Annotated in this window: 8 protein-coding genes and 3 pseudogenes; all 11 read left to right on the forward strand. The window is 41.9% G+C overall.

The features are described from left to right. Window positions 1-241: 241 nt before the first annotated feature. Window positions 242-1,066 carry a 3'(2'),5'-bisphosphate nucleotidase CysQ gene (gene cysQ / locus NXX38_RS16595; protein ID WP_167511825.1) on the forward strand — a complete coding sequence of 275 codons (825 nt, stop codon included), beginning with the start codon at window positions 242-244 and terminating at the stop codon, window positions 1,064-1,066. Between the two features lie 11 nt (window positions 1,067-1,077). Further along, entirely contained in the window at window positions 1,078-2,631 is a 1,554-nt protein-coding gene (locus NXX38_RS16600; protein ID WP_148366340.1) for an SLC13 family permease, read from the forward strand. Between the two features lie 15 nt (window positions 2,632-2,646). Continuing rightward, a complete protein-coding gene (cysC, locus tag NXX38_RS16605; protein ID WP_217722788.1) occupies window positions 2,647-3,255 on the forward strand; it encodes an adenylyl-sulfate kinase in 609 nt (202 codons plus the stop codon). A gap of 7 nt (window positions 3,256-3,262) precedes the next feature. Beyond that, complete coding sequence (gene cysD / locus NXX38_RS16610; RefSeq protein ID WP_004297523.1) at window positions 3,263-4,171, forward strand: sulfate adenylyltransferase subunit CysD; 909 nt, start codon at window positions 3,263-3,265, stop codon at window positions 4,169-4,171. Between the two features lie 92 nt (window positions 4,172-4,263). Continuing rightward, window positions 4,264-5,724 (forward strand): sulfate adenylyltransferase subunit CysN, encoded by a 1,461-nt coding sequence (gene cysN / locus NXX38_RS16615; protein ID WP_258980294.1) that lies wholly within the window; start codon window positions 4,264-4,266, stop codon window positions 5,722-5,724. Between the two features lie 82 nt (window positions 5,725-5,806). Next, complete coding sequence (locus NXX38_RS16620; protein ID WP_087318915.1) at window positions 5,807-6,913, forward strand: sulfotransferase; 1,107 nt, start codon at window positions 5,807-5,809, stop codon at window positions 6,911-6,913. Window positions 6,914-6,938: 25 nt separating this feature from the next. Further along, a pseudogene (locus NXX38_RS16625) lies at window positions 6,939-7,906 on the forward strand (PCMD domain-containing protein). A gap of 317 nt (window positions 7,907-8,223) precedes the next feature. Continuing rightward, window positions 8,224-9,364: pseudogene (locus NXX38_RS16630) on the forward strand (OmpA family protein). A gap of 74 nt (window positions 9,365-9,438) precedes the next feature. Further along, complete coding sequence (ruvX, locus tag NXX38_RS16635) at window positions 9,439-9,855, forward strand: Holliday junction resolvase RuvX (protein WP_004307247.1); 417 nt, start codon at window positions 9,439-9,441, stop codon at window positions 9,853-9,855. Window positions 9,856-9,900: 45 nt separating this feature from the next. Next, window positions 9,901-10,454, forward strand: a pseudogene (gene def, locus NXX38_RS16640) (peptide deformylase). Between the two features lie 76 nt (window positions 10,455-10,530). Beyond that, window positions 10,531-12,561, forward strand: a complete 2,031-nt coding sequence (locus tag NXX38_RS16645; protein ID WP_148366344.1) for a tetratricopeptide repeat protein — start codon at window positions 10,531-10,533, stop codon at window positions 12,559-12,561. The last annotated feature ends 54 nt before the right edge of the window (window positions 12,562-12,615 follow it).

Below are 12,615 nucleotides of genomic sequence, written 5' to 3' on the forward strand. Positions count from 1 at the left end.
TAATATATATTGGAAAGAACGAACGTTTTTTTCCGAATAAGAAGGCGGTAACTGGGAAGTTACTGCTTTTTTATTGAAAATGAGTGGCTTTTTCGTTTAGATATTTTTATCTTTCTACTAAAAGAAGTTATAAATGATAGTGGGGAAACTTTTATAGCAAAGAAAGTTTTTACTTTTGTCAACTCTTAATTTGGAGGATGTATTGCCTGAATGTGAATAGGGCATTAATTTTAGAGATTGAATGGAACAAAAATATGTTATGGCTGCTATTGATGCGGCTCTAAAAGCGGGTGAAAAGATTCTTTCTATTTATAATGATCCGGCATCGGACTTTGAGATAGAGAGGAAGGCTGACAACTCTCCGTTAACTATAGCAGACAGAAAAGCGCATGAAGCGATTGTGGCTATTCTGAACGATACTCCTTTTCCTGTTCTTAGTGAAGAAGGGAAGCATTTAGGGTATGAGATCCGTCGAGGATGGGATACTTTATGGATTGTAGATCCGCTGGATGGAACGAAGGAGTTTATTAAGCGCAATGGAGAATTTACGGTAAATATCGCTTTGGTGCAGAACGCTGTACCTGTGTTCGGTGTTATTTATGTGCCTGTTAAAAAAGAACTTTATTTCGGGATCGAAGGTGCAGGGGCTTATAAATGTTCCGGTATTGTCAGTCTGGAAGATGACGGCGTGGCATTGGAACAGCTGATTGGGAAGTCGGAACAGATACCTTTGAAGGAGGTGCACGATCATTTGATCGTGGTTGCTTCCCGTTCGCACCTGTCGCCTGAAACTGAATCATATATTGCAGATTTGAAGAAGAAACACGGCAGTGTGGAGTTGATTTCGAGCGGAAGTTCTATTAAAATCTGTCTGGTTGCTGAAGGTAAGGCTGATGTATATCCGCGTTTCGCTCCGACGATGGAGTGGGATACGGCTGCCGGGCATGCGATAGCCCGTGCTGCAGGGATGGAAGTATATCAGGCTGGAGAGGAAGAACCTCTACGATATAATAAGGAGGATTTATTGAATCCGTGGTTTATCGTTGAGCCAAAAAGAGAACACTAAATAATGTTTATATGACATTTGAAATTGTATTTGTACTATTATCCCTATTAGGAATGGTAGCGGCTTTGGTAGCAGATAAGATGCGTCCGGGCATGATACTTTTTTCGGTAGTGGTTTTGTTTCTGTGTGCCGGCATCCTGACTCCTAAAGAGATGCTGGAAGGATTTAGTAATAAAGGGATGATTACCGTTGCTCTGCTGTTTCTGGTGAGTGAGGGGATTCGCCAGTCGGGCACATTGGGACAAGTGATTAAAAAGTTGCTTCCGCAAGGAAAGACGACCGTATTTAAGGCACAGTTGCGTATCTTACCTTCGGTGGCATTTATTTCCGCCTTTCTGAATAATACGCCTGTGGTGGTTATTTTTGCCCCGATTATCAAACATTGGGCTAAGTCGGTGAATCTCCCGGCTACGAAGTTTCTGATTCCTCTTTCTTATGTGACTATTTTGGGAGGTATCTGTACCTTGATCGGTACTTCTACCAATCTGGTGGTGCATGGAATGATATTGGAGGCCGGATTTGAAGGCTTTTCGATGTTCGAACTCGGAAAGGTGGGCATTTTTATCGCTATTGCCGGAATCGTTTATATATTTCTTTTCTCCAAACGTCTTTTGCCGGATGCACGTCCGGATACGGCTGTGCCGGATGAGGAAGTAGAGGAAGGGGAGAAGTTACATCGGGTAGAGGCTGTTTTGGGGGCCCGTTTTCCCGGTATCAATAAGAAACTGAAGGATTTTAATTTCCAGCGTCATTACGGTGCGGAGGTAAAAGAGATTAAAACACGTAACGGACAGCGTTTTGTGTCGAATCTGGAGGATGTGGTGCTTCACGAAGGAGATACATTGGTTGTGATGGCTGATGATACGTTTATCCCGACATGGGGGGAATCTTCTGTATTTGTCTTGTTGACGAACGGGAATGAGCCGGATACTACCGGGAAGAAGAAGCGTTGGTTTGCTTTGCTGTTGCTGGTTCTGATGATTGTCGGCGCAACGGTGGGTGAGCTTCCGGTAACTAAGGAGATGTTTCCGGATATCAAGCTGGATATGTTTTTCTTTGTGTCTATTACTACTATTATTATGGCATGGACGAATCTGTTCCCTGCCCGTAAATATACTAAATATATTTCGTGGGATATTCTGATTACTATTGCTTGTGCTTTTGCCATCAGTAAGGCGATGGTGAACTCCGGTGTGGCGGATAGCGTTGCGAAGTTTATTATCGGGTTGAGCGATGATTATGGCCCGCATGTGTTGCTCGCAATGTTGTTTATCATTACGAATTTGTTTACGGAACTGATAACGAATAATGCAGCTGCTGCCTTGGCTTTCCCGTTGGCATTGTCGATTGCTGCCCAATTGGGAGTCAGTCCTACACCTTTCTTTGTGGTGATCTGTATGGCTGCATCTGCCAGCTTCTCGACACCGATTGGTTATCAGACTAATTTGATTGTGCAAGGTATCGGTAACTATAAGTTTACGGATTTTGTACGTATCGGATTGCCGCTTAATATCATTACTTTCTTAATCTCTATTATTCTGATCCCGTTGATCTGGAACTTTTAATAAATAAATTTGTAAATGGAAGAAAAGAATCATATATATCCGATATTTGACCGCATGATGACGCGGCAGGACAAAGAAGAGCTTTTGGGGCAACACAGTGTGATGATCTGGTTTACCGGATTAAGCGGTTCCGGAAAGAGCACGATTGCCATTGCATTGGAACGTGAACTTCATGAGCGCGGATTGCTTTGCCGTATCTTGGATGGGGATAATATCCGTACTGGAATTAATAATAACCTGGGATTCTCCGAAACGGACCGGGTGGAAAATATCCGTCGCATAGCGGAAGTGTCGAAGTTGTTTCTGGATAGCGGTATCATTACGATTGCTGCATTTATTAGCCCTAATAATGATATTCGCGAAATGGCTGCAAACATTATTGGTAAGGATGATTTTCTGGAGGTTTTCGTTAGTACTCCGCTGGAGGAATGTGAGAAACGTGATGTGAAAGGGTTGTATGCGAAGGCACGGAAAGGGGAAATTCAGAATTTTACAGGAATCTCCGCACCTTTCGAGGTTCCCGAACATCCGGCTTTGTCACTGGATACTTCCAAATTGACTTTGGAGGAGTCGGTGAACCGTTTGTTGGAGCTTGTTTTGCCAAAAGTGAAGTGTATAAAATGAAATAAATATGGAAGAATATAAATTAAGCCACTTGAAGGAGCTCGAAGCCGAGTCTATTCATATTATCCGCGAGGTGGCGGCGGAATTTGAGAATCCGGTGATGCTTTACAGTATCGGAAAGGATTCCTCGGTGATGGTACGCTTGGCTGAAAAAGCGTTTTATCCGGGTAAAGTGCCATTCCCGTTGATGCATATCGATTCGAAATGGAAGTTCAAGGAGATGATTCAGTTTCGTGATGAATATGCGAAGAAGTATGGATGGAATCTGATCGTTGAAAGTAATATGGAGGCTTTTCATGCAGGGGTAGGACCTTTTACGCATGGAAGTAAGGTGCATACGGACTTGATGAAGACACAGGCTTTGCTTCATGCGCTGGATAAGTATAAGTTTGATGCTGCATTTGGTGGTGCACGTCGTGACGAGGAGAAGTCACGTGCGAAGGAACGTATTTTCTCTTTCCGGGATAAGTTTCATCAATGGGACCCGAAAAATCAGCGTCCTGAATTGTGGGATATTTATAATGCCCGCGTGCATAAGGGGGAAAGTATCCGTGTATTCCCGATTAGCAACTGGACTGAGTTGGATATTTGGCAGTATATCCGTTTGGAGAATATTCCGATCGTTCCGCTATATTATGCTAAGGAGCGTCCGGTGATTAATTTGGATGGTAATATTATTATGGCGGATGATGACCGTTTGCCTGAAAAGTACCGTGACCAGATTGAAATGAAGATGGTTCGTTTTCGTACATTGGGCTGCTGGCCTCTGACAGGGGCGGTGGAAAGTGGAGCTGCTACGATTGAAGAGATTGTGGAGGAAATGATGACTACAACGAAGAGTGAACGTACTACCCGTGTGATTGACTTTGACCAGGAGGGTAGCATGGAACAAAAGAAACGTGAAGGATACTTTTAGGAAATTGAGAATTGAGAATTAAAAATTAAAAAATAATAGTGTGTAGTTTTTAATTCTCAATTTTCAATACTCAATTTTTAATTTAAGAAGTAATGGCAGATAATAAATTAGATATAAAAGCTTTTCTGGACAAGGATGAACAGAAAGACTTGTTGAGACTGTTGACTGCGGGTTCGGTAGATGATGGAAAATCAACGTTGATCGGACGCTTGTTGTTTGATAGTAAGAAACTGTACGAGGATCAGTTGGATGCGTTGGAGCGTGATAGCAAACGGGTGGGAAATGCAGGTGAGCATATTGACTATGCGTTATTGCTCGATGGATTGAAGGCTGAACGTGAACAGGGGATTACGATTGATGTTGCTTATCGCTATTTCTCAACGAATGGCCGTAAGTTTATCATCGCGGATACTCCGGGACACGAGCAATATACCCGCAATATGATTACCGGAGGATCTACGGCTAACTTGGCTATTATTCTGGTGGATGCCCGTACCGGAGTGATAACCCAGACTCGTCGCCACACTTTCCTGGTATCTTTGCTGGGAATCAAGCATGTGGTATTGGCTGTCAATAAGATGGACCTGGTGGATTTCTCGGAAGAGCGTTTTAACGAGATTGTGGCTGACTATAAGAAGTTTGTTGCTCCATTAGGTATTCCTGACGTCAACTGCATTCCACTTTCTGCATTGGATGGGGATAATGTGGTGGATAAATCTGAACGTACTCCATGGTACAAGGGGATTTCTTTGCTCGATTTCCTTGAAACGGTTCAGATTGATAATGACCATAATTTTACGGATTTCCGTTTCCCGGTTCAGTATGTGCTTCGTCCGAATCTGGATTTCAGAGGATTCTGTGGTAAAATTGCATCCGGTATCGTTCGCAAGGGGGATACGGTGATGGCACTTCCTTCCGGAAAAACGTCTAAGGTGAAGAGTATCGTGACTTATGACGGGGAATTGGATTACGCTTTCCCACCGCAGTCTGTGACTTTGACTTTGGAGGATGAGATCGACGTGTCGCGCGGCGAAATGTTGGTGCATCCTGATAATCAGCCGACGGTGGATCGTAACTTTGATGCTATGATGGTCTGGATGGATGAAGAACCGATGGATGTAAATAAGTCGTTCTTTATCAAGCAGACTACCAATTTGAGCCGTACGCGAATTGATACGATAAAATATAAGGTGGACGTGAATACCATGGAGCATCTGTCTCTGGAGAATGGTCAGCTGACTAAAGAAACGCTGCCTTTGCAGTTGAATCAGATTGCCCGTGTGGTGCTGACTACGGCTAAGGAATTGTTTTTTGATCCTTATAAGAAGAATAAATCTTGTGGCTCATTTATCCTGATTGACCCGATCACTAATAATACTTCGGCAGTAGGTATGATTATCGACCGTGTGGAAATGAAAGATATGAGTGACACGGAGGGTATTCCGGTATTGGATATGGCAAAACTGGGAATTGCTCCGGAACATTACGAAGCGGTAGAAAAAGCTGTGAAGGAACTGGAACGCCAGGGTCTTGCAGTGCGACTAATAAAATAGATTGTTCAACAATAAATTGAAAACTGAAAATGACAGTATCCTGTCGTCTTTAATTTTTGATTTTTAATTTCTAATTAATAAAGTGGGATTACTCGAATTTAATAAACTTCCGATTAATACATTGGTAGGTGCCGACTGGAAGACATTCAAGGCTATCACCGCCGGTCGTGAAATTGACGCAGCCTACAAAGGTAAATACCGATTGACGAAGGCTGTGTGCCGATTGCTTTCTCCATTGGCGTCATTACAAGACAGGCGTTACGAGAAGTTGCTGGCTGATCAGCCATTGGAGCATGATCCGGTGTTCATTTTGGGACACTGGCGGAGTGGAACTACATTTGTACATAATGTGTTCTCTTGTGACAAGCATTTTGGGTATAACACTACTTATCAGACTGTATTTCCTCATCTGATGATGTGGGGACAGCCTTTCTTCAAAAAGAATATGAGTTGGCTGATGCCGGATAAGCGTCCGACGGATAATATGGAGCTGGCAGTGGATCTTCCCCAAGAGGAGGAGTTTGCTTTGTCGAACATGATGCCTTATACATATTATAATTTCTGGTTTTTGCCGAAATATCAACAGGAATATGCTGATAAATATCTTTTATTTGATGATATAACGGATGCTGAATTGAGAGTGTTTGAAGAGGTGTTTACGAAGTTGATTAAGATCTCTTTGTGGAATACCCATGGTACTCAATTCCTTAGCAAGAATCCTCCGCATACCGGCAGGGTGAAGGAACTGGTGAAAATGTTCCCGAATGCTAAGTTTATCTACCTGATGCGTAATCCGTATACTGTATTCGAATCTACACGCAGTTTCTTTACAAATACGATTCAGCCGCTGAAATTGCAGGATGTCAGCAATGAACAATTAGAGGAAAATATCCTTTCTATTTATGCCAAGCTTTATCATAAGTATGAATCGGATAAGAAATTTATTCCGGAAGGTAACTTGATGGAAGTGAAGTTTGAAGATTTCGAAGCGGATGCGATGGGAATGACGGAGAATATTTATCAGTCTCTTTCTATCCCCGGATTTGCCGAAGCACGTAGTGATATAGAAAAATATGTGGGCGGAAAGAAGGGATATAAGAAGAATAAGTATAAATATGACGACCGTACGATTCGTTTGGTAGAAGAGAACTGGGATTTTGCTTTGAAACAATGGGATTATAATTTATAAGAAGAAAAAGAAAGGAAAAGTATTGATGATTCAGAAAAACGTTCATCGCCTGTTGATGACAGGTTTCGTTGCATTTATTTCTTCCTTGTCTTTGATGGCGCAACATAAAGTTGAAATGCTTCCTTTTGGGGACATGGATCAATGGGTGGACCGTCAGATAAAGGAGTCGAGCATTATTGGTGGAAATACAAAGAATGTATATGCGATAGGGCCGACGACGGTGATTAAGGGAGATCAGGTTTATAAGAATATGGGCGGATCGCCTTGGGGCACTTCAAATGTAATGGCGAAGGTTGCCGGTATAACGAAAACTAATACTTCGGTATTCCCGGAGAAACGGGGGATGGATATTGTGCACGTTTGGATACGCGCATGGAAAGTGTGAAAGTGATGGGATTGGTTAATATCACAGTACTGGCGGCCGGTTCTATTTTCACTGGTTCGGTGCATGAGCCGATTAAGGGTACTAAAAATCCGCAGAAAATGTTGCAGACCGGCATTCCGTTTACAAAGAAACCGGTTGCCCTTCAGTTTGATTACAAAGTGAAGATGTCTGACCGGGAGAATCGTATTCGTGCTACCGGTTTCAGCAAGATTACGGATGTTCCCGGAAAAGATTATCCGGCAGCTATCCTGTTTTTGCAAAAACGCTGGGAGGATGCCAATGGTAATGTGTATGCGAAACGGATAGGGACAATGGTGACTTATTACTATCATTCTACGGATTGGAAAAATAATGCAACCTATGAGATTATGTATGGTGACATAACGAACCGTCCGGAATATAAGTCTCATATGATGCGTCTGCAAGTGACCGAAAACTATACGGTGAACAGCAAAGGTGAAAGTGTGCCTATTCATGAGGTGGCCTGGGGAGATGAAAATGATGTTCCGACTCATATGTGTCTTCAGTTCACGTCCAGTCATGGAGGAGCCTATATTGGTTCTCCGGGAAATACGCTATGGATTGACAATGTGAAACTGGTATATTAATAAGGTATATAGTTGAAGAATGGAAATAGTCAGTGATATAATTTATCATTGACTATTTTTTTTTGTTTTAATTCTTCTATTATAAATGCCTTCAGATGCCTCCTGGTGTTATATGACACTTTTATCGTTCTATAAAAAACTATGGATGAATGAAAATTTACGTGTTTTTTTGTTTGTGTTATATTAAATATCTATATTTGCACTAAATTTAGAAAGAAGGATGATGTTTATTGTCTCTTAGTCAGGTGTAGAGCATTTGGGTTGTGCTTCTATCTTGTAAGACAATTGAAATATATTATTTACTAAAATAAATTGAGATGAAAAAGGGTTTATTGTTTATTTTATTGGCAGCAGTCTCTGTATGTCTGCCTGCACAAGAAAAAAGAAAATGCAGCAAAGAGTTATAGAGTGGAAACGAATCGCTTTGGTGCTAACTGGTTTATTAGTGGTGGCGTTGGCGCACAAATGTATTTTGGCGACAATGATGGTAAAGCTGACTTCGGAAAACGTCTTGCTCCGGCACTTGACATTGCTGTAGGTAAGTGGTTTACTCCGGGTATCGGATTACGTGTTGCTTATAACGGTCTTCAGGCTAAAGGTGCTACTCCTGATGCTAATGGTCCGCTTGTAGACGGAGGACAGTATTCTAATGGCTATTACAAAGAAAAATGGAATGTGATGAACTTCCATGGAGATGTAATGCTGAATCTTTCCAATATGATTTGTGGTTATAGAGAAGATCGTCTGTATTCATTCATTCCTTATGTAGGAGCTGGATTTGTTCATTCAGGAAAAGGTTCGGGTTATGACGAATTGGGTATCAATGCCGGTTTGATCAACCGTTTCCGCCTGTCTTCTGCTTTGGATCTCAACGTTGAATTGCGCGGACTTTTGATGAAAGGCGCATTCGGCAATTCAGGTCCTGAAGGATTGGCCGGTCTGACTGTAGGTGTTACTTACAAGTTTAAGAAACGTGGTTGGGATGCTGTTCCTACTGTACCAATGGTTCCGGAAAGCCAGTTGAACGACATGAGAGACAGAGTGAACGCCCTGAAGGGTGAAAACGAATCTTTGAAACGTGACTTGGTTGAAGCTCGTAACAAGAAACCGGAAGTGATCGTTAAGAAAGAAGCTGGATTCGTTCCACGTCTGGTTGTTGTATTCAATATCGGAAAGAGCAACATCAGCAAGAGAGAATACATGAATATCGAAGCTATGGCTAAGGGTATCAAAGCAACTGATAAAGTATTTACTGTAACAGGATATGCTGATAAGGGTACTGGTTCTGCTGAATACAACATGAAGTTGAGTAAGAAGAGAGCTGAAGCTGTTCGTGACCTGATGGTTAATGAATTTGGTGTTCCTGCTTCTCAATTGAAGGTTGATTACAAGGGTGGCGTAGGCAACATGTTCTATGATGATGCTAAGTTGAGCCGTGTAGCTATTGTTGAAGAATAATATACATTTGAAATAATAGAATAAAAGAGACGTTTCCTTTCATGGGAAGCGTCTTTTTTGTATTTTTGTACCCCATGAGCAGAATAGTAGCAATAGATTATGGAAGAAAGCGTACCGGAATAGCTGTGAGCGATACAATGCAGTTGATCGCAAACGGATTGACAACGGTGCCCACGCATGAACTTCTGAACTTTATCGGTGAATATATAGCTAAAGAACCGGTGGAGCGGATTATTATTGGATTGCCCAAGCAAATGAATAATGAGGTTTCGGAGAATATGAAGAATATAGAGCCTTTTGTTCGTTCGCTGAAAAAACGCTATCCGGACCTTCCGGTCGAATATGTGGACGAACGCTTCACTTCTGTTCTTGCACACCGTACCATGCTGGAGGCCGGCTTGAAGAAAAAGGACCGGCAAAATAAAGCATTGGTGGACGAGATAAGTGCTACTATTATTTTGCAAACATATTTGGAGAGTAAACGTTTTTAGTATAGAACATAAGAATAACTTAATTTTTTAGTAGAGTATAAAAATATGATTTTACCTATTTATGTATATGGTCAACCTGTATTGAGAAAGGTTGCAGAGGACATAACACCGGATTATCCGAATCTGAAAGAGTTGATTGAGAACATGTTCGAAACAATGGTACATGCGGACGGCGTAGGATTGGCTGCTCCACAGATCGGTTTGCCTATTCGCGTGGTCACGATTACATTGGATCCGCTTTCGGAGGAATATCCTGAATTTAAAGACTTCAATAAGGCTTATATCAATCCCCACATATTGGAAGTTGGGGGGAAGAAGTGAATATGGAAGAGGGATGCTTAAGCCTTCCCGGTATTCATGAAACAGTGAAAAGAGGTAATAAAATTCGCGTGAAATATATGGACGAGAATTTTGTGGAGCATGAGGAAGAGGTGGAAGGTTATCTGGCTCGGGTGATGCAACATGAGTTCGATCATTTGGATGGTAAGATGTTCATCGACCATATCTCACCGCTTCGTAAGCAGATGATTAAAGGAAAGCTGAATACGATGTTGAAGGGAAAAGCGCGCAGTTCATATAAGATGAAACAGGTGAAATAAAGATAAAAAACGTTTATATCCCTGTTAAGTAAGCGAAAAGCATTATTTTTGCTTCGTTTACAAGCATAAAATATCAATGGTAAAAAGAATCTTAACAGTTTTATTACTGTTCCCAACGCTGGTGTGTGCTCAAATAAATACGGATCGGGTGATGACTATTGCCCGAAATGCTCTTTATTTTGAGGACTATGTGCTTTCTATTCAGTACTTTAACCAGGTCATTAACGCTAAGCCTTATCTGTATGAACCTTATTTCTTCAGGGCATTGGCCAAACTGAATCTGGAGGATTTTCAGGGTGCTGAAGCGGACTGTGATGCAGCTATCCAACGCAATCCGTTTGTGGTAGGTGCTTATCAGATTCGTGGTTTGGCAAGGATTCGTCAGAGTAAATTTGATGGGGCGATTGAGGATTATAAGAAAGCATTGCATTATGATCCGGAGAATATTACCTTATGGCATAACCTGACATTATCTCATATCCAGAAGAAGGATTATAATTCTGCGAAAGAGGATTTGGAAAGCTTGTTGAAGGTGTCTCCACGCTATACCCGTGCTTATTTGATGAGGGGGGAAGTGTCTTTGCAACAGAAAGATACAATTGCTGCCTTGAATGACTTCAATAAGGCGCTTGAACTGGATAAATATGATCCGGATGCTTGGGCTGCAAGAGCGATTGTTAAATTACAGCAGGCTAAGTATGCGGAAGCAGAAGCGGATTTCAACCGTGCTATTCCGTTGAGTGCTAAGAATGCAGGAAATTATATAAACCGTGCATTGGCACGCTTTCATCAGAATAATTTAAGAGGGGCCATGAGCGATTATGATCTGGCATTGGATATTGACCCGAATAACTTTATCGGTCATTATAACCGCGGATTGTTACGTGCACAGGTAGGAGATGATAACCGGGCTATCGAAGACTTCGACTTTGTCATCAAGATGGAACCGGATAATATGATGGCTGTCTTTAACCGTGGTTTGCTTCGTGCGCAAACGGGTGATTATCGCGGAGCTATACAAGATTACACCACCGTTATCAATCAGTATCCGAACTTCTTGGCCGGATATTATCAGCGTTCGGAAGCTCGCAGAAAGATTGGAGATAAGAAGGGCGCGGAGCAGGACGAGTTTAAGGTCATGAAGGCGCAGATCGACAAGCAGAATGGTGTGACGAATAAAGATGTAGCGCAGAACAAGGATAAGGAAAATGAGGAGGAAGGTGGAGAGAAGACCCGTAAGAAATCCGATAAGAATATGAATAACTATCGTAAGATAGTGATTGCGGATGATTCTGAAGCCGAACAACGCTATACAAGTGATTATCGTGGTCGTGTGCAGGATAAGAACGTAAATATAACGCTGGAACCGATGTTCGCTTTGACTTATTATGAGAAGATGAGTGACGTGAAGCGTTCGGTGAACTTCCACAAATATATTGAAGACATGAACCGTACAGGTATACTTCCGAAACGTCTTCGTATCACAAATATGGAAGCTCCGTTGACGGAAGAACAGGTGAAAGTTCATTTTGCCTTGATTGATACGCATACATCGGCGATTGTGGAAGATGATAAGAATGCTTCGAAACGTTTTGCCCGTGCGATTGATTTTTATCTGGTGCAGGATTTCTCGAGTGCGGTTTCCGATTTGACCCAGACGATCTTGCTGGATGGTGATTTCTTCCCGGCATATTTTATGCGTGCACTGATCCGTTGTAAACAGTTGGAATATCAGAAGGCTGAACAAGCTGTCGAAACAGATGTTGTTCCGGGTGATAATAAGCGTAAAGAGATTACTGCGGTAGATTATGAAGTGGTCAGAAAAGACTTGGATAAGGTGATTAATCTGGCTCCGGACTTTGTATACGCATATTATAATCGTGCTAATGTTTCTGCCATGTTGAAAGATTACCGTGCCGCAATTATCGACTACGATAAGGCGATTGAGCTGAATCCTGATTTTGCGGATGCTTATTTCAACCGTGGACTGACTCATATTTTCTTAGGAAATAATAAGCTGGGTATTTCAGATTTGAGTAAAGCCGGTGAGTTGGGGATTGTTTCCGCTTATAATGTTATCAAACGTTTTACGGATCAATCGGAATAACATTTTTTTGATAAAAAACAGAAAACTCAAAAGATTTAGTTACTTTTGCGTTCA

Source organism: Bacteroides sp. BFG-637, from assembly GCF_024793605.1.
GTDB classification, from domain to species: domain Bacteria; phylum Bacteroidota; class Bacteroidia; order Bacteroidales; family Bacteroidaceae; genus Bacteroides; species Bacteroides vicugnae.

What these genes read in the sequence shown, in the direction of transcription:
- cysD (WP_004297523.1), top strand. Translation starts at nt 3,263, where the DNA reads ATGGAAGAATATAAATTAAGCCACTTGAAGGAGCTCGAAGCCGAGTCT.
- cysC (WP_217722788.1), top strand. Translation starts at nt 2,647, where the DNA reads ATGGAAGAAAAGAATCATATATATCCGATATTTGACCGCATGATGACG.
- ruvX (WP_004307247.1), top strand. Translation starts at nt 9,439, where the DNA reads ATGAGCAGAATAGTAGCAATAGATTATGGAAGAAAGCGTACCGGAATA.
- cysQ (WP_167511825.1), top strand. Translation starts at nt 242, where the DNA reads ATGGAACAAAAATATGTTATGGCTGCTATTGATGCGGCTCTAAAAGCG.
- cysN (WP_258980294.1), top strand. Translation starts at nt 4,264, where the DNA reads ATGGCAGATAATAAATTAGATATAAAAGCTTTTCTGGACAAGGATGAA.
- NXX38_RS16645 (WP_148366344.1), top strand. Translation starts at nt 10,531, where the DNA reads ATGGTAAAAAGAATCTTAACAGTTTTATTACTGTTCCCAACGCTGGTG.
- NXX38_RS16600 (WP_148366340.1), top strand. Translation starts at nt 1,078, where the DNA reads ATGACATTTGAAATTGTATTTGTACTATTATCCCTATTAGGAATGGTA.